Origin of the sequence: Streptomyces sp. NPDC004539 (genome assembly GCF_040610055.1) — a bacterium.
Taxonomy (GTDB): Bacteria; Actinomycetota; Actinomycetes; order Streptomycetales; family Streptomycetaceae; genus Streptomyces.
This window is the reverse complement of record NZ_JBEXLS010000001.1, coordinates 622,891-646,270: the sequence shown is the minus strand read 5'-3', so window position 1 is coordinate 646,270 and position 23,380 is coordinate 622,891. Positions and strand designations below refer to the sequence as shown.

The window sequence follows — 23,380 nt, the reverse complement described above, 5'->3', positions numbered from 1 at the left end:
CGGGTGGGCAAGGAGGGCTCGGCGGCGGGAGAGCTGTGCCGGATCTCGCGGAGGGGGCCTGCCGGTGAACGGGCCGCAGGACGTTGCCGACGCGCGGCACGTCCTCCTGGGCAGACGCGTCGCCGCCGCCGCACCCGTACGCGGGTCTTCCTCCGCACCGCCGCCGGGGCGCCCCCACCCGGCAGCGGCTCGTCCGGCGCGCCCGCGCGCGTAGCCCACGTCCGATCCGCCGGGTTCGTCGATCGCCTCGTTCCGGCGCGCCCGCGCGCGTGCCCGCCTCCGGGTGGTCCGGTCACCGCCCCTCCGGGGGACCTACAACGCACCCTTCCGGGACAGGTGGTTGAACGCCAGCCAGCCCGGGAGGACGGGGAGCCAGAGGGTCAGGAGGCGGAAGAGGAGGACGGCGGGGGCGGCGACCTCCTTGGGGAGGCCGACGGCGATCAGGCCGACCGTGAGGGTGGCTTCCACGGCGCCCACCCCGCCCGGCGTCGGGGCGGCGGAGCCGAGCGCGTTGCCCGCCAGGAAGACGACGGCGACGCTGGCGAGGCTGATGGACGTCGACTCGTTGCCGAAGGCCCGGATCGAGGCGTCCAGGCACATGACGAAGCAGGCGGTCAGCAGGAGCATCCCGCCGATGCCGGTGACGAGCTTCTGGGGCCGCTGGAGGATGTCCAGCATGCGCGGCACGACCCCCGCGAACAGCGACCGCACGCGCGTGGCGACGAACTTCCGCAGGAACGGCACCGACGTCACCACGAGGACGAGCACCGCGACCGTCAGCAGCCCGGCGATGACCGTCCGGGACGGCGTCAGCGACGGCGTCTTCTCGATGCCCGTCAGATAGCCGAAGGACAGCAGCATCACGATGTGACAGCCGAGCCCGAAGAGCTGCGAGGCGCCCACACTGGCCACCGCGAGCCCCGGCCGCACCCCCTGCCGTTGCAGGAACCGCGTGTTGAGGGCGACCCCGCCGACCGCGGCCGGCGCGACGATCTTCACGAAGGACCCGGCGACCTGCGCGGCCACCGTCCGGGGGAACGGCACTCGCTCCGGCACGAACCCCAGCAGGCTCATCGCCGCGGCGACGTAGCTGAGCGCGGAGAACGCCACCGCGGCGGCCACCCAGCCCCACTCGGCGTTCGAGATCAGCGGGCCGAACTCGATGTGGGTGAGCTGCGTCAGCAGGAAGTACGCGCCCAGCGCGCCCGCCATGAAGCTCAGCAGCGTACGCGGTCGCACCCGCTCCAGCCGGGCCGGTTCGACCGGTGCCTGCGGGCGGATGAGCAGTACCTCGTGCCGGATCTGGGTGAGCAGGTCGTCCTCGCGCGCCCCGTCCACGGCTTCGTCGATCGCCCGCTTCTCGGCCCGCGCCTCGGCCTTCAGCGTCTTCTTGGCGGCCTTCCCGGTCGCCGCGGCCTCCGGCTCCTGGTGGGCCTCCGCGCGGGCCTGCTTGGCCTGTCTGGACGCCTCCAGGACCGCGTCCCGCTCGCGCTGCGCCCGTTCCCTGGCCAGCCGGCGCAGCGTCGCGCGCGTGGAGCGCGTCAACGCGATCGGCTGGAGCATCGGCAGACAGTCGGCGACCGCGTCCGGACCGAGCACGCTCACCGCCGAGGCCACCGCCCGCTCGGCGCCCACCCGCAGCCCCAGGGTCGTCACCAACTGGGCGATGTCCATGAGCAGCAGCAGGGAACTCGCGGCGATCTCGCCGCCGCGCAGATCCGTGAGGATCACCGTGCCGGAACGATCCACCAGGATCGCGTCCCCGGCGAGCCTGCGGTGCGCGATGCGCCGGGACTGGAGCGCGCGCACCTGGTGCCACGCGTTGTGCAGCACCTCGTCGGTGATCTCCGCGTCCGCCAGCGAGTCCAGTGTGCGCCCGCCGGTGTGCTCGTAGACCAGCATCACGGCGTCCGGACCCAGCTCGGACATCGCGATCAGCTTGGGCGCGTTGGCGCCCGCCGCGATCGCCGCGTACGCGAGGAGCGCCTCCTGCTCCAGCGCCTGGCGCAGCGACTGGAGGCTGGAGCGGGTCGCGAAGCCGCGCAGCGCGAGATTGCGCCACGCGCGGTAGAAGAACCCCTGCGCCTGCTGTTCCCGGTCCACGACCGTGACGTCCAGCGGGGCGCCGTCCTCCAGGGTGACGAAATAGCGCCGCCCCCGGTCGTTGTCCCCGGACTCCGCCGCCTCCACGCGCGCGGCGCTCACCGGCCGGAAGCCGACCGTCCTGAGGCCCGCCATCAGCGTGCGCCCGGTGGGGCGGACGTTCGGCGAGCCGACCGCGTACAGCGTGCCGTAGGCGACGCTCCAGCCGATCAGGACCGTCAGGATGATCGAGAAGGGTGTCGTGTAGCCGGTGACCAGCATCGACAGCGCGTCGAGCAGCAGCACGATCCACAGCACGGCCCGCCAGCGCGGCCGGCGTGACATGCCCACGGCCGACATATAGGCGATGACGGGCGCGAGATAGCCGTGCACCGGGTCGGTCAGCGCGTGGATGTCACCGGGGGAGGGCTGGGTGAGCGCCTCCCGGATCGAGTCCGGGGCGCCCTTCGCGACCCACAGGTCCGTGGCGAGCGTCACGCCGTGCGCGAGGACGGCCGCCAGGACGCCGTCCGCGATCCGCAGCCCGTCGCGCTTGATCAGCCGTTCGATGGCGAACGCGACCGGCACCAGGAGGATCGCGATGCTGGACGCGAGCCCCGCGATCTTGATCAGCAGGTCGGGCGCCTGACCGGTGCCCTTGTTGATGTCCTGCTCCAGGCCGGAGGTGGTGCCGTGCGCGAACGCGGCGATCGCCAGGAGCACCACCACCGCGAGGACGCCCACCAGGAGTCGCATGAGGTCCGAGGGGCGGTGCACGCGCGCGGGGAGCAGCGGTTCGTCGCCCTCCACCTCGTCCACGTGTGCCACGTCGGTGTACTCCTCGTGCTTCTTCGCGCCCACGCGCGCGGGCGGTTCGGCCGGCTCCCGGCGCGAAGCGTCGTCAGAGGTGCCCTCCGCGTCCTCGGAATGCACACCCTGCTGCTTCATCGTCTCTTCTTGATCTCGTATCACCGGTCACCGCCCGCACGATGGTGGCATGCCCGACCGACATCCGGTGATGTCAGGGTGCGAACGCGGGGCGCACAGTCTGCCTGAAGCACCCTGCGGGGGCGAAGGCCGCACAGCGTCGTGGACCCGTCGCATTGTCGGTGCGGTGCGGCAGGATGGGGCGGATGAGCGAGCAGAGCCCTCCCGACGACGCCCGCCCGGAGTACACGGACGCACTGCCCGAATACGCCGAGCGGGTCCTCGACGTCGCCGAGCTGATCCCGCCCGGCCGCGTCATGACGTACGGTGACGTCGCCGAGTGGCTCCAGGAGGGCGGGCCCCGGCAGGTGGGGCGGGTGATGGCCCTGTACGGCGGCGCCGTCCCGTGGTGGCGTGTCGTGCGCGCGGACGGCGCTCTGCTGCCCGGACACGAACTGCGGGCCCTCGACCACTACCGCGCCGAGGGCACCCCACTGAGAACGGCGAGCGCGGCCTCCCAAGGCCACCTGCCCCGCCTCGACATGAAGCGGGCGCGCTGGGACGGCGGCGACGCGGCCGGCCCCGCCTGACAGCCGCCCCGGCACCTCTCGCGGGGGCCGTACGCCGTTCGGGTGAACCGGGGCACACCCCGGGCATGACGTACGTTCGAGAGGCAAGGGACGTGCGAGCCGTACGAGGCGCACGGGACCGACCGGAAGGCCAGCCTCCGGACCGGCTCCCGGCGTAGCGTCGGCCCCACGCGTCCTCCTCATCCCGAGACCACCGCCCGGCACGGACGGTCGGCGACGGACCAGCACACCCACCAGGACCGGCGAACCACGTGAGCTCCTCTTCCTCCACAGGACGCCTGCCGCACCCCCAGGTACGGCAGGGGACCCGTGGCGCCTACCGACTGGTGCGCACCCCTCCGGCCCGCGAGGCTCCCCCTCGTCTGGACGCCGCACAGCGCGCGGTGGTTGACCACACCACCGGCCCCCTGCTGGTTCTCGCCGGCCCCGGCACCGGCAAGACCACCACCCTCGTCGAGTCCGTCGCCGCCCGCGTCGCGCGCGGCGGCGACCCCGCGCGCGTGCTCGTCCTGACGTTCAGCCGCAAGGCCGCCGTCGAACTGCGCGACCGGATGGCCCTGCGCATGGGCGCCTCGCGCGCCCCCCAGGCGACCACCTTCCACTCGTTCTGCTACGCCCTGGTCCGCGCCCACCAGGACAGCGAACTGTTCGTGGAGCCCCTGCGGCTGCTCTCCGGACCCGAACAGGACGTCACCGTCCGCGAACTGCTCGCCGGGCAGCTCGACCTCCAGCGCCTCGGCCTCGCGCACGTCAGCTGGCCCGACGAACTGCGCGCCTGCCTCACCACCCGCGGGTTCGCCGACGAGGTCCGCGCGGTGCTCGCCCGCAGCCGCGAACTCGGGCTCGGCCCCGAGGCCCTGAGCGCCTTCGCCGACCGCATCGGCCGCCCCGACTGGCGCGCCGCCGCCGTCTTCCTCGCCGAGTACCTCGACGTCCTCGACCTCCAGGGCGTCCTCGACTACGCCGAACTCGTCCACCGCGCGGTGCTCCTCGCCCAGCGCCCCGAGGCGGCCCGGCAGCTCGCCGCGCGGTACGACGCCGTCTACGTCGACGAGTACCAGGACACCGACCCCGCCCAGGTACGCCTGCTGCGCGCGCTCGCCGGGGACGGCCGCACCCTCGTCGCCCTCGGCGACCCCGACCAGTCGATCTACGCCTTCCGGGGCGCCGACGTGAACGGCATCCTCGACTTCCCGCACACCTTCCCGCGCGCGGACGGCAGCCCCGCCCCCGTCGAGGTCCTGCGCACCTCGCGCCGGTCCGCCGCGCACCTCCTGACCGCCACCCGCCTGCTCGCCCAGCGCATGCCCCTCACGCGCCTCCCGGCCGACAAGGTCCGCGCCCACCGCGCCCTCGCCCCCGCGCGCGACGGCGGCGGCGTCGAGGTGTACACGTACCCGACGGCCGGCACCGAACTCGACAACATCGCCGACATCCTGCGCCGCGCCCACCTGGAGGACGGCGTCCCCTGGCGCGACATGGCCGTCCTCGTGCGCGCCGGCTCCCGCTCCGTACCGGCCCTGCGCCGCGCCCTCAGCACGGCGGGCGTCCCCCTGCACACCGACGGCGCCGACGTCCCCCTCCGCCACGAACCGGCGGTGGCCCCCCTGCTGACGGCCCTCAGGGCGGTCGCGACGGCGGAGGCGACACACCGCACGAGCCACCGGGACACCCGGGACGACTCGAACACCCCGGACGCCCCGGAGCACCCGGACGACACGGACGCCCCGAACCCCCCGGAGGACGAACCCCCCGTCTGGCTCGACACCGAGACCGCCCTCACCCTCCTCGCCTCCCCCCTCGCCGCGATGGACGCCGCCGACGTCCGCCGCCTCGGCCGCGCCCTGCGCGACGAGGAGCGGGCCGGCGGCAACCCCCTGCCGCCCCCCTCGGACGAACTCCTCGCCCGCGCGGTCGCCGAACCGCAGCGGCTCGCCGCGCACGACCCCGCCCACGCCCGGGGCGCCCAACGCCTCGGAGACCTCCTCGCGCGGGCACGCGCGCGCCTCGCGGACGGCGGCACCGCCGAAGAGGCCCTGTGGGAGCTGTGGGCCCGCACCAACTGGCCCGGACGGCTCGCCAGGACCGCCCTGCGCGGCGGCGCGGCGGGCCGCAACGCCGACCGCGACCTCGACGCCGTGTGCGCGCTGTTCGCGACGGCCGCCCGCGCGGAGGCCCGCACCGGCGGCCGGGGCGCCCTGAACTTCCTGGAGGAACTGGAGGCCGAGGACATCGCGGCCGACACCCTCACCCGGCGCGTCGTCCGGCCCGACGCGGTGCGGCTGATGACCGCGCACCGCTCCAAGGGCCTCCAGTGGCGCCTGGTGGTCGTCGCCGGGGTCCAGGAGGGACTCTGGCCCGACCTGCGCCGGCGCGGCTCCCTCCTGGAGGCCGACCGCATCGGCCGCGACGGGCTCGCCGAACCGCTCACCCCGGGCGCGCTCCTCGCCGAGGAGCGCCGCCTGTTCTACGTCGCCGCCACGCGTGCGCGCGAGCGCCTCGTCGTCACCGCCGTGAAGGCGCCCGCCGACGACGGCGACCAGCCCTCCCGGTTCCTCACCGAACTCGGCGTCGAACCCAAGGACGTGACGGGCCGCCCCCGCCGCCCCCTGTCGGTCCCCGCGCTCGTCGCCGAACTGCGCGCCACCACCGTCGACCCGCGCGCCTCCGACGCCCTCCGGGAGGCCGCCGCGCGCCGCCTCGCCCGCCTCGCCGCGCTCGCCGACGAGGACGGCCGCCCGCTGGTCCCCGCCGCCCACCCCTACCGCTGGTGGGGCATGTGGGACCGCACCGAGAGCAAGGTCCCGCTGCGCGACCGCGACCAGCCCGTCGTCCTGTCCGGCAGCGCCCTCGACCAACTCGCCAACACCTGCGCCCTCCAGTGGTTCCTGGGCCGCGAGGTGAAGGCCGACGCGCCCGCGACCGCCGCGCAGGGCTTCGGCAACGTCGTCCACGTCCTCGCCGACGAGGTCGCCTCCGGGCGCACCCCCGCCGACCTCGACGTCCTCATGGAACGCCTGGACTCCGTGTGGAACGCGCTCGCCTTCGACGCGCCCTGGAAGTCGGAGCAGGAGAAGCACAACGCCCGCGTGGCGCTCGAACGCTTCCTGAAGTGGCATGTGCTCGACCGCGCGGGACGCACCCCCGTGGCGAGCGAGCACGACTTCGACGTCACCCTCGGGGCCGGCGACTACGAGGTGCGCATCCGCGGCCAGATGGACCGCGTCGAGGCCGACACCGACGGCCGCGCCTACGTCGTCGACTTCAAGACCGGCAAGCAGGCCCCCACCTCCGCCGAGGTCGCCCGCCACCCCCAGCTCGCCGTCTACCAGCTCGCCGTGCGCGAGGGCGCCGTCGACGAGGTCTTCGACGGGGTACGGCCCGAGCCGGGCGGCGCGGAACTCGTGCAGCTCCGCCAGGGCGCCGCCGTGCGCGACGGCGGCGAGACGCTCCCCAAGGTGCAGGCCCAGGAACCGCTGTCCGGCGAATGGGTCGGCGACCTGCTCGCCACGGCCGCCGGGAAGGTCCTCGACGAACGCTTCACCCCCGACGCCGGCCAGCACTGCACCCACTGCGCGTTCCGCGCGTCGTGCAGCGCGCGGCCCGAAGGACGGCACGTGGTGGAGTGAGGAGACCCGCCCGGCACGGAGATGGCCATGACATTTGTCCGCCGTTGTCAGTGCCGCCCACTAGCCTTCCCCGCATGTCCTCCCGCATCACCGACCCCGAGCAGCTCAAAGCGCTCCTCGGCATCCCCTTCACCCCGGAGCAGACGGCCTGCATCACGGCACCGCCCGCCCCGCAGGTGATCGTGGCCGGAGCGGGGTCCGGGAAGACGACCGTGATGGCCGCACGCGTGGTGTGGCTCGTCGGCACCGGCCAGGTCGCCCCGGAACAGGTCCTCGGCCTGACGTTCACCAACAAGGCGGCCGGAGAACTCGCCGAGCGCGTCCGCAAGGCACTCGTCGCGGCCGGCGTCACCGACCCCGACCCCGTCGACCCGGACAACCCCCCGGGCGAGCCCGTCATCTCGACGTACCACTCCTTCGCGGGCCGCCTCCTGACCGACCACGGCCTGCGCCTCGGCCTGGAGCCCACCTCCCGCCTCCTCGCCGACGCGACCCGCTTCCAGCTCGCCGCGCGGGTCCTGCGCGAGGCCCCCGGCCCCTACCCGGCGCTCACCCGCTCCTTCGCCGACCTCACCGCCGACCTCCTCGCGCTCGACGCCGAACTCGCCGAACACCTCGTCGCCCCCGACGACCTGCGCGCCTGGGACACCGACCTGCTGACGACCCTCCAGAGCGCGAAACTCAGCAACGCCGACCTGCGCAAGGTCCCCGAGACGGCCACCGCCCGCCTCGACCTCGCCGCCCTGGTACGCCGCTACCGCACCGCCAAACGCGACCGCGACCTCCTCGACTTCGGCGACCAGATCGCCCTCTCCGCGAGGCTCGCCGGCATCCCCGAGGTCGGCCGCGCCCTGCGCGAGGAGTTCAAGGTGGTCCTCCTCGACGAGTACCAGGACACCTCCGTCGCCCAGCGCATCCTCCTCGCCGGTCTCTTCGGCGGCGGCACCGGCCACCCCGTCACCGCCGTCGGCGACCCCTGCCAGGCCATCTACGGCTGGCGCGGCGCCTCCGTCGCCAACCTCGACGACTTCCCGGAGCACTTCGCGCACGCCGACGGCCGCCCCGCCACCCGACAGGCCCTCAGCGAGAACCGCCGCAGCGGCGGACGCCTCCTCGACCTCGCCAACGGCCTCGCCGAGCCCCTGCGCGCCATGCACGCGGGCGTGGAGGCCCTGCGCCCGGCCCCCGGCGCCGAACGCGACGGCACGGTCCGCTGCGCCCTCCTGCGCACCCACGCCGAGGAGATCGACTGGATCGCCGACTCCATCGCCCACCTGGTGAACACAGGCAAGGCACCCGGCGAGATCGCCGTCCTGTGCCGCACGGCCACCGACTTCGCCGAGATCCAGGGCGCCCTCGTCGCCCGCGACGTCCCCGTGGAGGTCGTCGGCCTCTCCGGGCTGCTGCACCTCCCCGAGGTCGCCGACCTCGTCGCCGTCTGCGAGGTCCTCCAGGACCCCGGCGCCAACGCCTCCCTGGTCCGCCTCCTCACCGGCCCCCGCTGGCGCATCGGCGCCCGCGACCTCGCCCTCCTGGGCCGCCGCGCCCGCCATCTCGTGACGCACGCACGCGTGGACGACGACAACGACCCCGACCGGCGCCTCGCCGCCGCCGTCGAGGGCACCGACCCGGCCGAGGTGATATCGCTCGCGGACGCCCTGGACACCTTCCTGGAGGGCACGGGCGACGACGACACGCTGCCGTTCTCGTCCGAGGCGCGCGTGCGCTTCGCCTACCTCGCCACCGAACTGCGCGACCTGCGCCGCTCCCTGTCCGACCCGCTGATGGACGTCCTGCACCGCGTCCTCGCCGTCACCGGACTGGAGGTCGAACTCTCGGCGTCCCCGCACGCGCTGGCCGCCCGCCGCCGCGAGACCCTGTCGAACTTCCTCGACGTCGCCGCGTCCTTCACGGCACACGACGGCCAGGCCACCCTCCTCGCCTTCCTCGCCTTCCTGCGCACCGCCGCCCAGTACGAGAAGGGCCTCGACAACGCCCTCCCCGGCGGCGAGAACACCGTCAAGGTCCTCACCGCCCACAAGTCCAAGGGCCTGGAATGGGACGTCGTCGCCGTCCCGGGCCTCGTCGAGGGCACCTTCCCGAGCGCCAAGGGCCGCGAGAAGTGGACCACCCAGGCGAAGGTCCTCCCGCACGCCCTGCGCGGCGACGCCGACACCCTCCCGTCCGTCCCGAGCTGGGACGCCAAGGGCATGAAGGCGTTCCACGAGGACATGAAGGACCACCAGCACACCGAGGAGCTCCGCCTCGGCTACGTCACCTTCACCCGCCCCCGCAGCCTCCTGATCGGCTCCGGCCACTGGTGGGGCCCCACCCAGAAGAAACCCCGCGGCCCCTCCGGCTTCCTGACTGCCCTCCACGACCACTGCGCCGCCGGACACGGCGAGATCGAGGTGTGGGCCGACGCACCCGAGGAGGACGAGGAGAACCCCACCCTCCAGGACACCGCCGCCGACCACGCCTGGCCGCTCCCCCTCGACGACACCGCCCTGCGCCGCCGCCGCGCCGCCGCCGACACCGTCCTCACCCACCTCGACACCCCCACCGCCCTCCACACCCCCCACGCCCACGAGGACCCCGACTGGCCCCCACCCCCGGACGACGAAGACCCGTACGACCCCGAGTACGACGACACGGACCCGTACGACGAGACGCCCCCGTACGACGAAACGGAGCCGTACGACGATACGGAGCCGTACGACGCCCCCTCCGACCCCCCGCACGTCCCCCACGCCCGCCGCCCCGCCCCCACCCCCCTCACCCCGGAGGACGCCCGCACGATCGCCTCCTGGGACCGCGACCTCGACGCCCTCACGGGCGAACTCCTGCGCGCGCGCCGGACCGTCACCGACGTCCCCCTGCCCGCCGTCCTCACCGCCTCCCAGGTCATGCGCCTCGCCGACGACCCGGACGGCCTCGCGCAGGAACTGGCCCGCCCGATGCCCCAGCCGCCGAAACCGGCCGCGCGCCGGGGAACCCGGTTCCACGCCTGGGTGGAGGCCCGCTGGGAGGCCCTCACCCTGCCCCTCCTGGAACCCGAGGACCTGCCCGGCACCGAGGACGCGCAGATCGACGACGAACAGGACCTGGAGGCCCTGAAGGAGGCGTTCGAGCGCACCGACTACGCCCGCCGCACACCCCACCGCGTGGAGGCCCCCTTCCAGATCTCCCTCGCCGGCCGCGTCGTACGGGGCCGTATCGACGCCGTCTACAAGGGGGGCGACGGCGAGAGCGCCACGTACGAGATCGTCGACTGGAAGACGCACCGGGAGCGCACCGCCGACCCCTTGCAGCTCGCCCTGTACCGGCTCGCGTGGGCCGAGCAGGAGGGCGTGCCCGTGGAATCCGTCACAGCGGCGTTCCTCTACGTGAGGACCGGAGACGTCGTCCAGCCCCCGGAACTGCCCGGAAGAGCCGCGCTGGAGCGGATTCTTCGGGGTCAGGAGGCCACCGCCGAACCGCCCGTGGGGGCACGGGCGCCCGGCGACGATGTCGGTGCGGGCGGATAGGCTCGTCAGCATGAGCCAGCCCATTGACAGCGCCGTCAGTGACGTCAGCGCCGTCCGCGCGTACATCGAGGAGCACCGCGCCGCCTTCCTCGCTGATCTCGCCGAGTGGCTGCGCATCCCCTCCGTCTCCGCTCAGCCGGAGCACGCGCCGGACGTCCGCCGCAGCGCCGACTGGCTCGCCGCCCGCCTCACCGGGACGGGCTTCCCGGTCGTCGAGGTCTGGCCCACCCCCGGCGCCCCCGCCGTCTACGCGGAATGGCCCTCGGACGACCCCGAGGCGCCCACGGTCCTCGTCTACGGCCACCACGACGTACAGCCCGCCGCCCGCGAGGACGGCTGGGACACCGACCCCTTCGACCCCGTCGTCCGCGACAACCGCCTCTACGCGCGCGGGGCGGCCGACGACAAGGGCCAGGTCTTCTTCCACACCCTGGGCGTCCGCGCCCACCTCGCCGTCACCGGCCGCACCGCCCCGGCCGTCCACCTCAAGCTGCTGATCGAGGGCGAGGAGGAGTCCAGCTCCCCGAACTTCCGTGCCCTCGTCGAGGCGAACGCGCACCGGCTCGCCGCCGACGCCGTGATCGTCTCCGACACCGGCATGTGGGCCGAGGACACCCCCACCGTCTGCACCGGCATGCGCGGCCTCACCGACTGCGAGATCCGCTTCCACGGCCCCGACCAGGACATCCACTCCGGCTCCTTCGGCGGCGCCGTCCCCAACCCGGCCACCGAGATCGCGCGCCTGGTCGCCGCCCTGCACGACGACCACGCGCGCGTGGCGGTCCCCGGCTTCTACGACGGCGTCGTCGACCTCACCGACGAGGAGCGCGCCCTCTTCGCCGAACTCCCCTTCGACGAACCCCGCTGGCTGCGCACCGCGCACTCCCACGCCGCCCGGGGCGAGGCCGGCTTCAGCACCCTGGAGCGCGTCTGGGCCCGCCCGACCGCCGAGGTCAACGGCATCGGCGGCGGCTACCAGGGCGCCGGCAGCAAGACGATCGTCCCGGCGTCCGCCTTCGTGAAACTGTCGTTCCGGCTCGTCGCGGGACAGGACCCCGACGCCGTCGAGAAGGCCGTCCGCGCGTGGGTGGCCGCACAGGTGCCCGCCGGCATCCGCTGCGAGATCGACTTCAGCCCCGCCACGCGCCCGTGCCTGACCCCGCTCGGCCACCCCGCGCTCCAGTCCGTCGTCCGCGCGATGCGGCTCGCCTTCGAGCAGCCGGTCCGCTTCACCCGCGAGGGCGGCTCCGGGCCCGCCGCCGACCTCCAGGAGGTCCTCGGCGCCCCGGTGCTGTTCCTGGGCATCTCCGTCCCCTCCGACGGCTGGCACGCGCCGAACGAGAAGGTCGAACTGGACCTGCTCCTCAAAGGCGTCGAGACCACCGCCCACCTGTGGGACGACCTCGCGCGCACCTGGCGCCATGCACCCTGACCGACCGCACCCGCACCCGCCCCTGCCGTACGTCCCGCCGAACCAACCGCCGCCCCGGGGGAGTTGGAAGTACCCGTGACCACCTGGACCGACCCGAACGCCGACCGGCCCGTGTCGCTCACCGCGCCCAGCGGCATCGACCGCGCCGCCCACCACCGGCTCGACGAGGCGTGGCTCGCCGCGGCGTGGAGCCACCCCACCACCCGCTGTTTCGTGGTCTCCGGCGGCCAGGTCCTCATCGACGAGACGCCCGACGGCCGGACCGAACTCGTCATGACGCCCTCCTTCGAGGCCCCCCTCACCGAGGCGCACCGCTACTTCCTGGGCACCGGGGACGACGGCGTCAGCTACTTCGCCCTCCAGAAGGACGCCCTGCCCGGCCGCATCGACCAGTCCGCGCGCCCCGCGGGCCTGCGCGAGGCGGGCCTGCTGCTGTCCGCGCGGGACGTCGGCCTGATGGTCCACGCGGTCGGCCTGGAGAACTGGCAGCGCACACACCGCTTCTGCTCCCGCTGCGGCGAACGCACCGTCATCGCCGCCGCGGGCCACATCCGCCGCTGCCCGGCCTGCGGCGCGGAGCACTACCCGCGCACCGACCCGGCCGTCATCATGGCCGTCACGGACGACGAGGACCGCCTCCTGCTCGGCCGCCAGGTCCACTGGCCGGAAGGGCGCTTCTCGACCCTCGCCGGGTTCGTCGAGCCCGGCGAGTCCATCGAGACGTCCGTGCGCCGCGAGGTCTTCGAGGAGGTCGGCGTCACCGTCGGCCGCGTCGAGTACGTCGCCAGCCAGCCCTGGCCCTTCCCGTCCAGCCTGATGCTCGGCTTCCTCGCGCACGCCACGTCCACCGACATCCAGGTCGACGGCGACGAGATCCACGAGGCCCGCTGGTTCTCCCGCGACGAACTGGCCGCCGCCTTCGAGTCCGGCGAGGTCCTGCCGCCCTACGGCATCTCCATCGCGGCCCGCCTGATCGAACTCTGGTACGGCAAGCCCCTGCCCACCCGCAGCTTCGTCTGAGCACGCGTGAGGGGCGGCCCCGGTGAACGGGACCGCCCCTCACGCGCGTACGCGCCTACGCGCCGATCTTCTGCTTCACCTGCGCCAGCGACGGGTTCGTCAGCGTCGAACCGTCGGGGAACAGCACGGTCGGCACCGTCTGGTTCCCGCCGTTCGCCTTCTCGACGAAGGCCGCGGAGTCCGGGTCGTGCTCGATGTTGATCTCGGTGTACCCGATGCCCTCACGGTCCAGCTGCTTCTTCAGCCGCTGGCAGTAGCCGCACCACGTGGTGCTGTACATCGTCACAGTGCCCGGCATGTCTCTCGCGCTCCTTCGGCGGGTCGGGGATGCGTCCTCGCAGAGACAGGAACGTACGCGCATCCGTCACCATTCCCGCACCGGAGGTCACCCGGACGTGACGCCCGCCGCAGTGGTACGACAATCGGGCCGCCCCTGTGGACAACTTTCCCGCCCGTCTCCGCGGACCTGGCAGCATGGCGGTGTGACAGCAGCAACGCCTTCCCCTCTCTTCCCGCGGGCACCGGACTCGACCGACGCGGTGCTCGAAGGGCTGGACCCCGAGCAGCGCGAGGTGGCGACCACCCTGCGCGGCCCGGTGTGCGTGCTGGCCGGTGCGGGCACCGGCAAGACCAGGGCGATCACCCACCGCATCGCCTACGGGGTCCGCGCGGGCATCCTCCAGCCCTCCAGCGTCCTCGCCGTCACGTTCACCAACCGCGCGGCGGGCGAGATGCGCGGCCGGCTGCGCCAGCTCGGCGCCCAGGGCGTCCAGGCGCGGACGTTCCACTCCGCCGCCCTGCGCCAGCTCCAGTACTTCTGGCCGAAGGCCATCGGCGGCGCCCTGCCCCGCCTCGTCGACCGCAAGTTCCCGCTCGTCGCCGACGCCGCCGCCTCCTGCGGGCTGCGCCTGGACCGCGGCGAACTGCGGGACGCGACGGCCGAGATCGAGTGGTGCAAGGTCACCCAGACCGTCCCCGCCGACTACGCCCTCGCCGTCGTCAAGGCCGGCCGCGACGCCCCCCGCGACCCCGCCGAACTGGCCCAGCTCTACGCCGCCTACGAGAACCTCAAGCGCGAGCGCGGCGTCATCGACTTCGAGGACGTCCTGCTGCTGACCGTCGCCGTCCTCCAGGACCGCCGGGACATCGCCGACCAGGTCCGCGCCCAGTACCAGCACTTCGTGGTCGACGAGTACCAGGACGTCAGCCCGCTGCAACAGCGCCTCCTGGAGCTGTGGCTCGGCGACCGCGACGACCTGTGCGTCGTCGGCGACGCCAGCCAGACCATCTACTCCTTCACCGGCGCCACCCCCGACCACCTCCTCGACTTCCGCACCCGCCACCCCGGCGCGACCGTCGTCAAACTGGTCCGCGACTACCGCTCCACCCCCCAGGTCGTCCACCTCGCCAACGGCCTCCTCGCCCAGGCCAGCGGCCGGGCCGCCGACCACCGGCTGGAGCTGATCTCCCAGCGCGCCCCCGGCCCCGAACCGGTCTACTCCGAGTACGCGGACGAACCGGAGGAGGCCGAGGGCGCCGCCCGCCGCATCGGCGACCTGCTCGCGGCCGGAGTCCCCGCCGCCGAGATCGCCGTCCTGTTCCGCACGAACGCCCAGTCCGAGACCTACGAACAGGCCCTCGCCGACGCCGGCATCCCCTACCAACTGCGCGGCGCCGAGCGGTTCTTCGACCGCCCCGAGGTCCGCAAGGCGACCGCCTCCCTGCGCGCCGCCGCCCGCTTCGGCGGCAACGACACCGCGCTGGACGACGCCGTGGACCTGCCCTCGCAGGTGCGTGCCGTCCTCTCCGGCGAGGGCTGGACCTCCGCGCCCCCGGCGGGCTCCGGGGCCGTCAGAGAGCGCTGGGAGTCCCTGGCCGCGCTCGTCCACCTCGCCCGCGACTTCACCGCCGCCCGACCGGACGCCACGCTCGCCGACCTCGTCGCCGAACTCGACGAGCGGATGAACGCCCAGCACGCCCCGACCGTCCAGGGCGTCACCCTCGCCTCCCTGCACTCCGCCAAGGGCCTGGAGTGGGACGTCGTCTTCCTGGTCGGCGTCGCCGAGGGCATGATGCCGATCACCTACGCCCGCACCGACGAGCAGATCGAGGAGGAACGGCGACTGCTCTACGTCGGCGTGACACGCGCCCGCGAACGGCTCCACGTCTCCTGGGCGCTCGCCCGCTCCCCGGGCGGCCGGCCCAGCCGCCGCCCCTCCCGCTTCCTCGCCGGCCTGCGCCCCGGCTCGGGCGGCGCGGCGGGCCGGAGCGCGGGCCGTACGGGAGGCGTGGACCGGCCGGACGGCTCCGGAGGCGTCGAGCGCGGCACCCACCGCACCGCCGCGGGCCGGGCGGGCGCACCGGGAGCCGTCGCCCGCAGGCAGCGCACACCGGCGCGCTGCCGGATCTGCGGGCGCACATTGACCGACGGCGGCGAGCTGAAGCTCCTGCGGTGCGACGACTGCCCCTCCGACATGGACGAGGGCCTCTACGAGAGGCTGCGCTCCTGGCGAGAGGTCCAGGCCAAGCGCACCGGACAGCCCGCTTTCTGCGTCTTCACCGACAAGACGCTGGTCGCGATCGCCGAGACCGCTCCCGAGGAACCGGGCGACCTCGCGCGCATCCCCGGCGTCGGCCAGCGCAAACTCAACCGGTACGGCACCGATGTCCTGGCCATCTGCGCAGGTCAGGACCTTTCGGAGGAGGAGGGCGAGGGATGATGCGAACTCGTCGAAAAAATAGTTTGCGCATGCCCCGGCAATCCCCATAGGTTCTTACACACCGGGACGGCGGCCTTCTCGAAGGCCCCTGATCCGTGTTGTACTTGCATATCCGTCGGATCGGGTTCATCCCCGGTCCTTGAGACGCCGAGAGGAGGCGATTCCAGTGATCATCAACAAGACCCGCTTCACCAGCACCGTCAAACTGACCGATCCCTCGGTCGTCTCCGTGTGCATCCTCGACGCCTCGAACCCGGGCACCGGTCTGTCCGGCATCCGTGCCGGCCGGCCCGAGTCCCTCTCCGTCGCCCCCGCGAGTGTTCTCACCCGCGACGGACGACCGATGAAGGCACTGGAAGCAGTAGAGGCAAAGGCCCTGGCCTATGCCTTTACGGCGGCCGGTGCCGGAAACCCGAAGCAGACGACGCAGCACCACCAGATGTGGGCCTTCCGTGGGCCAGATCCCTGGAGTGATCCAGCCTGATCGATCAGGCCGGCGCCTTCAGGGCCGCGGAACCCCATCCGGGAACCGCGGCCCTTCTGTTTGCCCCCACACCGGGGACAGACGCTGAAGAAGCCTCGGGACGACAAAGCCGACTCCGGCCCAACAGGGCCGGTCCGACAGACGAGGAAGACGAAACCGTGCAACTCGAAGCGCACGAAACGTCCGTACCGCCTTCCGAAACGATCCCCCCGCCCGGCCGCCTCACGGAGGACCCCGCCTTGATCCCCCTCACCGCGCTCACCGCGCTCGACGACGCCATCGAGAACCTCGGCGTCCCCGTACCCTGCCGCTCCTACGACCCGGAGGTCTTCTTCGCCGAGTCGCCCGCGGACGTGGAGTACGCGAAGTCCCTGTGCCGGACCTGCCCCCTGGTCGAGGCGTGCCTCGCCGGGGCGAAGGAGCGGCGCGAGCCCTGGGGTGTCTGGGGTGGCGAACTGTTCGTGCAGGGCGTCGTCGTCGCCCGGAAGCGGCCTCGCGGTCGCCCGCGCAAGAACCCGGTCTCGGCATGAACATCACCGGAACCATCGACCGTCCCCTCAAGCGAGACCCCCAGAAGCAGGCCCCGATGAAGCCGTCCGTCAGTGAGCCCGTGGGCTCCGCGCATTCAGATGTCACCACCAGCGGCGCGAACGACTCGCGTCAGAACAGGACCCGAGAGATGCAACTCATCCCAGAAGCCTTGGCTCGTGCGCATATGCACGAGCGGATGCAGGAGGCCGAGCGGGAGCGGCAGGCGGTCCGCCTGGTCGCCGCCCGGCGGATGCAGCGCCGTGCCGAGCGAGCCTCGCGGCGCGCTCGGCGGGCGCTCGCCATGGCCGTCATGCAGTAAGGCGCTCGACTGAGGTAGTTCGAGGGGCCGGTCCGGTTGTCGGACCGGCCCCTGACGTATGTGGAGCGGGTTGCTCAGGGGCCGGCGGGTTTCACGCCGTTATCGTCTGGCGATGAACAGCGATTCCCCCGACGACGCCTCCGACGTCCCCGTCAGCTGCGCCCGCTGCGGTACGACCGTCACGGCGCCGCCGCCGCTCACCTGGACCTGTTCCGTGGAGAACGGCGAGCGGCGGTACCTCTGCGACGCGTGCGGGCGGGAGAACCTCCGCGCTATCGAGGGGCGTCTGGACTCTGCTTGGTGGTGAAGCCGGGCAGCCACTCCTCCAGCTCCTCGCGCAGCCGGACCGTCGCGTTCAGCTGGCACAGGACGCCGATGGTGCTCAGCGTGACCCGGTGGATGAGGAGGTAGGACGGGGGGAGGTTGAGCTGCTTGCCCAACTGGTGCGCGGGGGAGCGGGGATCGGCGATCCGGGCGGCCTGGGTGCGAATCCAGGACCGCGTGAAGGTGAACTCCTCGGCCCCCACCGGCTCGATGATCGGGATCAGGTAGTCCAGGATCGCGTCCGGGTCCAGGTCGATGGAGTCCTTGACGAAACCCTCCGCGCGCAGGTGCTCGTAGACCGCGCCCGCGTCGCCCGCCAGCGTCATGCGCAGCGCCTCGCCTATCGTCCGGGGCAGACCGCCCGGCAGCCGGTCGACGGTCCCGAAGTCCAGGACGCCCAGCCGCCACCCCTCGCCGTCCGGGACCAGCCGGAAGTTGCCGGGATGCGGATCGGCGTGCAGCAGCCCCGTACGGGCCGGACCCGAGAAGAAGAACCGGGCGAGCAGCTGACCCGCCCGGTCCCGCTGCTCCTCGGTGCCGTCGGCGATCACCTCCGAGAGCGGAACCCCCTCGATCCACTCGGTGACCAGGACCTGCTCGGACTGGTGGACCACGGCGGGCACGACGATGTCCGGATCGTCGGCGAACTCCCGCGCGTGCGTGCTCTGCGCGCTCGCCTCCAGGGCGTAGTCCAGCTCCTCCGCGACCCGGTCGCGGAGCTCCGCGATCAGCGGCTTGACGTCCATCCCCGGGACCAGCGGGCCGAGCAGCCGGGCGAAGCGGCTGAGCTGGTTCAGGTCCGAGAGCAGGGCCTCGCCCGCGCCCGGGTACTGGACCTTGACGGCGACCGTACGGCCGTCCTTCCACACCGCGCGGTGCACCTGGCCGATCGACGCGGCGGCGGCCGGTTTGTCGTCGAACTCCAGGAACAGGTCCCGCCAGTCCTCGCCGAGGCGCTCCGCGAGCACCGCCCGCACCGTGCGCGTCGGCATCGGCGGGGCCGCCTCCTGGAGCTTCGTCAGGGCCGCGCGGTAAGGGCCCGCGACGTCCTCCGGGAGCGCCGACTCGAAGACCGACAGGGCCTGGCCGAACTTCATCGCGCCGCCCTTCAGCTCGCCGAGGACCTTGAAGAGCTGCTCCGCCGTGCGCTGTTGCAGTTCGCGGCCGACGATCTCCGCGGACTCACCCACGATCCTCTTGCCGAGGCCCCAGGTGGCCCGGCCGGCGATGCCGAGCGGGAGCGCGGCGAGCTTGGCGGTCCGGGTGACCGCCTTGCGGGGAAGATCAGACATGCGCCCTCCAAGTACCCACCGGCCGCGCCGCGTTCGCCGGACGGAGTGACTCCTTCGAATGCCGTTGCCCTGCCATTGTCTCGTGCGCCCTCAAGTCCTCCACGGGGTGTTCCTCAACAGTCGGAGACGGTTCGGCAAGGAGGACTCGCGTGAGCCGGGCGGGGTTCCCTCCTGACCGCCGCATCTCAGGTCGCCCCCTCTCGGACAGACCCCGTCTCTCGGGCGGCCCCGCACCCGCACTCCGGGTGCGCCGCCACCGGTCTCGCCCGCCACTGGAGCGCCGGGGCCGAGATCTCCCAGCGGGTGCCGCAGGCGGGCGGGGTGTGGCCGTCCAGGAAGTTCAGGGCGTGGGTGGCGGCGAGGCCGGCGACCGTCGCCGCCAGGGCGAGGTCGCAGGGGAGGGCGGGGCGGCGCCGGCCCGAACGCCACTGGGCGAGCAGGCGCGGCCACGTCGGGTCGGCGTCCAGGCGGGACTGCTGGAGACAGCCCGCGCAGGCCGTCTCGCCGGGGAGGACGAACGGGCCGACCGTACCCGTCGCCTCCACCACCCCCACGTACAGGTGCGGGACGCCCGAGGCGATCAGGGGTTCGGCGGCGGCCGGGTCCGGGGCGTACACACCGACGTCGTCCCGCGGGGCGAGGACCACCAGCGTGAGCCCCGGTTCCGGGCCCTGTTCGCGGGACGGCGGGCGGTCCGGGGCCGCCGCGCGCACTGCACGCCGGGCCGCCTCGCGGCGGGGCTCGCCGACCGCCTCGGCCGGCAGGCCGCCCGGCGCCACGTCACCCGGCTCGACCCGGCCCTCGTCCTCCACCTCGACCGAACCGACACCCGCCCCCGACAGGAGCGCCGCCAGCACCGCCCCCACCCGGCCCGCGCCCCGCACCCGCACCCGCGCGCGGCGCCGGGCCGCCAGCAGCCGCATCGCCTCACCGGGCTCCGGCGTGAGCAGCGACAGCGCCGCGAGATCGGGCCCGAGCCGCTCCAGGACCTCGCCCCGCCCCCGCAGCGCGTCCGCGTCGGGGCCGCCCCCGCGCGCGTCGTCCAGCAGCCCCGCCCCCGCGAGACCTCTCACCAGACCGTCCACATGCCCGTCCGGCAGATCCCGCAGCCGGGCCTCCTCCCGCAGCAGCGGCAGCCCGCGCGTCCCGTCCAGCAGATCCAGGAAGCCCTGTGTCGCGCGGTCCATCGGGCCCAGCGTCAGCGCGTGCGCCGGAGTCATACCGAACTGCACCGTGTCCAGATCACGCCATCCGCGCCGCAGCGCCGGCTTCACCCTCGGATGCACGGCCACCACCCCCGTCGTCATGGCCTCACGGCCTGTCGTCACGGCCTCACGGCCCCCGCGAAGCCCTCGCCCCGCCGGTCACCCACAGCATGCCCATCCCCGGCGAAACGCGCGGAAAGTTATCCACAGGTATCGAGATTCGTCGTACAAATCAGCAGCGTGATGCACCCGTACGCCACGGGAACGACACCGAACCGTCCCGGAGTCAAGACTTCTCCCGTGTGCAGCGGGTAACGTCGGGGCGTGTCCGCCGACCCACTGCACGCCGGAACAGCACAGCGCCGCACGACGAGCCAGCCGCCGAGCGGCTCGGGGGCGAGCGCGATCGAGGTCCGCAGGAGCGCCCGGCGCCGCCGGACCGTCTCCGCGTACCGCGAGGGCGACCGCACCGTCGTGCTCATCCCTGCCCGGATGTCCGAGGCCGAGGAGAAGCGCTGGGTGAGCGTCATGCTCGACAAGCTGGCCGCCCAGGAGAGCAAACGGGTCCCCGGCGACGCCGAGCTGTCCGAGCGCGCGCAGCGGCTGTCCGCGCAGTACTTCGACGACCGCGCGCGGCCCAGCTCCGTACGGTGGGTGACCAACCAGAACACCCGCTGGGGCTCCTGCACGCCCGCCGAGGGCAGCATCCGGCTGTCGCACCGGCTGAAGGGCATGCCGGAGTACGTCATCGACTACGTCCTCCTGCACGAACTGGCCCACCTCCTCGTCCCCGGCCACGGCCCCGACTTCTGGCGGCTGCTGGAGGCGTATCCGCGCACCGAACGCGCGCGTGGCTATCTGGAGGGCGTCGTCTCCGCCGACCGGCTCCCGCACCTGCCGGGGGCGCGCGGGGAGTGAGTGAGGCCCTGTTGTGTACCGGGTCCGTACCGACTTCGTGTGATGTCCGAGCCAGCGGTTAGCCTGGCGCGAATAAGCACTGGCATTCGGGAGCGGGGGGACGGTCGTTGCACATGCCCAGGGAATTCCAACGCGGCCACAAGGCCAAGGTCGGCGATCTCACGGCGGGCACGGACCTGTACGTGGGCGTGCGGATATCCGCGCCGGGGCTGGCCTTCGACATCAGCTGCTTCGGCCTGGACGCCGACGAACGGCTCTCGGACGACCGGTACTTCGTCTTCTTCAACCAGCCGAAGTCCCCGGAGGAGGCCGTCCAGCTCCTCGGTGAGCAGTCCGGGGACACCGAGTCCTTCCGGGTGACCCTGGACCGCATCCCGGCGCAGATCCAGAAACTGTCGTTCACGGCGACGATCGACGGCGACGGCCAGATGTCGCAGATCGCCCCCGGGTACCTGCGGATCGTCGCCGGCGGCGAGGAAGTCGCCCGGTACGCCTTCGACGGCTCCGAGTTCTCCACCGAGCGGGCGGTGATGCTCGGCGACTTCTACCTGAAGGACGTCTGGCGGTTCGCCGCCGTCGGCCAGGGCTTCGACGGCGGCCTCGACGCCCTGCTGCGCAACTTCGGCGGCGAGGTCGCCGAGGACGAGCCCCCGGTGCAGGATGAGCCCCCGGCGCCCGAACCGTCCGCCGCGCCCCCCGCCTTCGCCCCGCCCGCGTTCGCACCCCCTGCGGCCCCCACCGTCGCCGTCCCGGCCCAGGCCCCGGCCCCCACCACACCCCCGCCGGCCCCCGCCCCCGCCTTCGCACCCCACGCCGCCCCCACCATCGCCGCCGGCCTGCACACCCCACCCGGCACGACACTCCCGGGAGCCCCCTTCGGTACACCGGGTACGACACCCCCGGGAGCCCCTTTCGGCCCGCCCGGAACAACACCTCCCGGTACGACACCCCCCGGCACCCCCTCCCCCCTGGGCGCCCCCTTCGGCGCGACAGCCTCCCTGGCCCCCGTCCCCCCGGAAGCCGGCCTCCGCGCGGTGCTCACGAAGTACGCCGAGGCCCCGGTGGGCGACCGCTGGACGGAGCAGAACCCGGAGCTCGTGCGGGCGACCCTCACCAAGGGCGCGAACATCCTCGCCAAACAGGGCAGCATGGTCGCCTACCAGGGCGACATCGACTTCGCCCACAAGGGTTCGGGACTGCTCGGCAAGCTGACCGGACAGCTCACCGGCCAGGGCATGGCCCTGATGCGCTGCTCCGGCGACGGCGAGGTGTTCCTCGCGGACGAGGCGAGCCGTCTCTTCGTCATCCGCCTCCAGGGCGAGCAGCTCTACACCTCCGCGCGCGGGGTGCTCGCCTTCGACGAGGCGCTCGACACCGAGGTCCGCCGTATCGAGGGTGCCGGCCTGCCCGGCGGCGGCCTGTTCAGCATGCTCTTCTCCGGCACGGGCGCGGTCGTCGTCAAGACCCGCGGCGTCCCCGTCGTCCTCCCCGTGGGCCCCGCCACCTACGTCGACGGCAACGCCGTCATCGCCTGGTCGGCGGGCGCGCAGGCGGTCACCACGACCTCGCTGCGCCTGCGCCGCTCCGGGTACGCCCGGCAGAGCGCGGAGGCCGTCAACCTCCAGTTCCGGGGCGCCCCCGGCAACTTCGTCGTCGTCCAGCCCTTCGAGGTGTGAGGCAGCCATGGACCTCCAGACACTCAACGCGCAGCAGCACACCGCAGGCACCGCCGGCGTCCGGATGAGCGTGCACAGCTCCAAGACCCTCAAGGTCACGATGGTCACCGGCCAGGACCTGTACGCCAAGGCCGGCTCGATGATCGCCTACGACGGGTACGTCCAGTTCGACGGCGCCCCCGGCACCCTGCGCCGGCACGCCGAGGAGATGGTCACCGGCGAGGGCGGCCGGCTGATGCTGTGCCGGGGCGACGGCGAGCTGTACCTCGCGGACTACGGCGGCGACGTCCTCGTACTCCACCTGAACAACGAGGCGATCTCCGTCAACGGGCCCACCCTGCTGGCCTGCGACGCCGCCCTGGAGCTGAGGATCGAGCCCGTGAAGGGGCTCGCGAAGCTCTCCGGGTCCGGGCTCACCAACCTCGTCGTCCGGGGCACCGGATGGGTCGCGCTGGTCAGCCGGGGGATGCCGATCTCCCTCGACTGCGCCGAGCGCGAGACCTACGTCGACCCCGACGCGCTGATCGCCTGGACCGACGGGCTCGACATGAAGGCCAAGCGCTCGCTCAAGGCGGGCGCGCTGATCGGGCGGGGCAGCGGGGAAGCCTTCCAGGTCGGCTTCAAGGGGCAGGGGTTCGTCGTCGTCCAGCCCAGCGAGGACACCGGCGACCGATTCAAGATCCGGGGCTGAGGGGAGCCAGGAC

Annotated in this window: 17 protein-coding genes; 13 read left to right on the top strand and 4 right to left on the bottom strand. The window is 73.3% G+C overall.

From position 1 onward, the window contains the following. Nucleotides 1-312 precede the first annotated feature (312 nt). Complete coding sequence (locus ABZX85_RS02800; protein ID WP_355861920.1) at nucleotides 313-3,030, bottom strand: lysylphosphatidylglycerol synthase transmembrane domain-containing protein; 2,718 nt, start codon at nucleotides 3,028-3,030, stop codon at nucleotides 313-315. A gap of 185 nt (nucleotides 3,031-3,215) precedes the next feature. On the opposite strand from ABZX85_RS02800, the gene ABZX85_RS02795 reads away from it, so the two are divergent. The 5 genes from ABZX85_RS02795 to nudC all read left to right on the top strand — a co-directional run bounded on the left by ABZX85_RS02795 (nucleotide 3,216) and on the right by nudC (nucleotide 13,207). After that, nucleotides 3,216-3,599, top strand: a complete 384-nt coding sequence (locus ABZX85_RS02795; RefSeq protein ID WP_355861918.1) for an MGMT family protein — start codon at nucleotides 3,216-3,218, stop codon at nucleotides 3,597-3,599. Nucleotides 3,600-3,850: 251 nt separating this feature from the next. Beyond that, the gene (locus ABZX85_RS02790) at nucleotides 3,851-7,228 is read left to right on the top strand and encodes an ATP-dependent DNA helicase (RefSeq protein ID WP_355861916.1); all 3,378 of its coding nucleotides are present in this window, start codon (nucleotides 3,851-3,853) and stop codon (nucleotides 7,226-7,228) included. A 74-nt stretch (nucleotides 7,229-7,302) separates the two neighbouring features. After that, complete coding sequence (locus ABZX85_RS02785) at nucleotides 7,303-10,755, top strand: UvrD-helicase domain-containing protein (protein ID WP_355861914.1); 3,453 nt, start codon at nucleotides 7,303-7,305, stop codon at nucleotides 10,753-10,755. 10 nt (nucleotides 10,756-10,765) lie between these two features. Further along, a complete protein-coding gene (locus ABZX85_RS02780) occupies nucleotides 10,766-12,187 on the top strand; it encodes a dipeptidase (RefSeq protein ID WP_355861912.1) in 1,422 nt (473 codons plus the stop codon). A 75-nt stretch (nucleotides 12,188-12,262) separates the two neighbouring features. Next, nucleotides 12,263-13,207 (top strand): NAD(+) diphosphatase, encoded by a 945-nt coding sequence (gene nudC, locus ABZX85_RS02775; protein WP_355861911.1) that lies wholly within the window; start codon nucleotides 12,263-12,265, stop codon nucleotides 13,205-13,207. A gap of 55 nt (nucleotides 13,208-13,262) precedes the next feature. On the opposite strand, the gene ABZX85_RS02770 is transcribed toward nudC, so the two are convergent. Then, nucleotides 13,263-13,505 (bottom strand): mycoredoxin, encoded by a 243-nt coding sequence (locus tag ABZX85_RS02770; protein WP_355861909.1) that lies wholly within the window; start codon nucleotides 13,503-13,505, stop codon nucleotides 13,263-13,265. 184 nt (nucleotides 13,506-13,689) lie between these two features. On the opposite strand from ABZX85_RS02770, the gene ABZX85_RS02765 reads away from it, so the two are divergent. From ABZX85_RS02765 to ABZX85_RS02745, 5 genes are all read left to right on the top strand, one after another. After that, on the top strand, nucleotides 13,690-15,927 hold the full coding sequence (locus ABZX85_RS02765; RefSeq protein WP_355861907.1) for an ATP-dependent DNA helicase UvrD2: 2,238 nt from the start codon (nucleotides 13,690-13,692) through the stop codon (nucleotides 15,925-15,927). Between the two features lie 166 nt (nucleotides 15,928-16,093). Then, on the top strand, nucleotides 16,094-16,411 hold the full coding sequence (locus ABZX85_RS02760; RefSeq protein WP_355861905.1) for a hypothetical protein: 318 nt from the start codon (nucleotides 16,094-16,096) through the stop codon (nucleotides 16,409-16,411). Nucleotides 16,412-16,569: 158 nt separating this feature from the next. Then, nucleotides 16,570-16,941: a WhiB family transcriptional regulator gene (locus ABZX85_RS02755; RefSeq protein WP_355861903.1), complete on the top strand. Its 372-nt coding sequence runs from the start codon at nucleotides 16,570-16,572 to the stop codon at nucleotides 16,939-16,941. Beyond that, on the top strand, nucleotides 16,938-17,261 hold the full coding sequence (locus ABZX85_RS02750; protein ID WP_355861902.1) for a hypothetical protein: 324 nt from the start codon (nucleotides 16,938-16,940) through the stop codon (nucleotides 17,259-17,261). The genes ABZX85_RS02755 and ABZX85_RS02750 overlap by 4 nt, the downstream gene beginning before the upstream one ends. Before the next feature lie 112 nt (nucleotides 17,262-17,373). Continuing rightward, nucleotides 17,374-17,568 (top strand): hypothetical protein, encoded by a 195-nt coding sequence (locus ABZX85_RS02745; protein WP_355861900.1) that lies wholly within the window; start codon nucleotides 17,374-17,376, stop codon nucleotides 17,566-17,568. On the opposite strand, the gene ABZX85_RS02740 is transcribed toward ABZX85_RS02745, so the two are convergent. After that, nucleotides 17,534-18,877, bottom strand: coding sequence for an AarF/ABC1/UbiB kinase family protein (locus tag ABZX85_RS02740; protein WP_355861898.1), 1,344 nt, complete (start codon nucleotides 18,875-18,877; stop codon nucleotides 17,534-17,536). The two genes, ABZX85_RS02745 and ABZX85_RS02740, sit on opposite strands and share 35 nt — an antisense overlap. Before the next feature lie 185 nt (nucleotides 18,878-19,062). Beyond that, on the bottom strand, nucleotides 19,063-20,163 hold the full coding sequence (locus tag ABZX85_RS02735; protein ID WP_355862322.1) for a ThiF family adenylyltransferase: 1,101 nt from the start codon (nucleotides 20,161-20,163) through the stop codon (nucleotides 19,063-19,065). Between the two features lie 243 nt (nucleotides 20,164-20,406). Between ABZX85_RS02735 and ABZX85_RS02730 the strand changes: the two genes are divergently transcribed. From ABZX85_RS02730 to ABZX85_RS02720, 3 genes are all read left to right on the top strand, one after another. Beyond that, complete coding sequence (locus ABZX85_RS02730; protein WP_355861896.1) at nucleotides 20,407-21,000, top strand: M48 family metallopeptidase; 594 nt, start codon at nucleotides 20,407-20,409, stop codon at nucleotides 20,998-21,000. 113 nt (nucleotides 21,001-21,113) lie between these two features. Further along, a complete protein-coding gene (locus ABZX85_RS02725) occupies nucleotides 21,114-22,676 on the top strand; it encodes a TerD family protein (RefSeq protein WP_355861894.1) in 1,563 nt (520 codons plus the stop codon). A gap of 7 nt (nucleotides 22,677-22,683) precedes the next feature. Further along, on the top strand, nucleotides 22,684-23,367 hold the full coding sequence (locus ABZX85_RS02720; protein WP_355861892.1) for an AIM24 family protein: 684 nt from the start codon (nucleotides 22,684-22,686) through the stop codon (nucleotides 23,365-23,367). Nucleotides 23,368-23,380 lie beyond the last annotated feature (13 nt).

Excerpts from the sequence above, each read along its gene's own strand:
- ABZX85_RS02800 (WP_355861920.1), bottom strand. The coding sequence starts at position 3,030 with ATGAAGCAGCAGGGTGTGCATTCCGAGGACGCGGAGGGCACCTCTGAC.
- ABZX85_RS02795 (WP_355861918.1), top strand. The coding sequence starts at position 3,216 with ATGAGCGAGCAGAGCCCTCCCGACGACGCCCGCCCGGAGTACACGGAC.
- ABZX85_RS02785 (WP_355861914.1), top strand. The coding sequence starts at position 7,303 with ATGTCCTCCCGCATCACCGACCCCGAGCAGCTCAAAGCGCTCCTCGGC.
- ABZX85_RS02780 (WP_355861912.1), top strand. The coding sequence starts at position 10,766 with ATGAGCCAGCCCATTGACAGCGCCGTCAGTGACGTCAGCGCCGTCCGC.
- ABZX85_RS02770 (WP_355861909.1), bottom strand. The coding sequence starts at position 13,505 with ATGCCGGGCACTGTGACGATGTACAGCACCACGTGGTGCGGCTACTGC.
- ABZX85_RS02750 (WP_355861902.1), top strand. The coding sequence starts at position 16,938 with ATGAACATCACCGGAACCATCGACCGTCCCCTCAAGCGAGACCCCCAG.
- ABZX85_RS02745 (WP_355861900.1), top strand. The coding sequence starts at position 17,374 with ATGAACAGCGATTCCCCCGACGACGCCTCCGACGTCCCCGTCAGCTGC.
- ABZX85_RS02740 (WP_355861898.1), bottom strand. The coding sequence starts at position 18,877 with ATGTCTGATCTTCCCCGCAAGGCGGTCACCCGGACCGCCAAGCTCGCC.
- ABZX85_RS02725 (WP_355861894.1), top strand. The coding sequence starts at position 21,114 with ATGCCCAGGGAATTCCAACGCGGCCACAAGGCCAAGGTCGGCGATCTC.
- ABZX85_RS02720 (WP_355861892.1), top strand. The coding sequence starts at position 22,684 with ATGGACCTCCAGACACTCAACGCGCAGCAGCACACCGCAGGCACCGCC.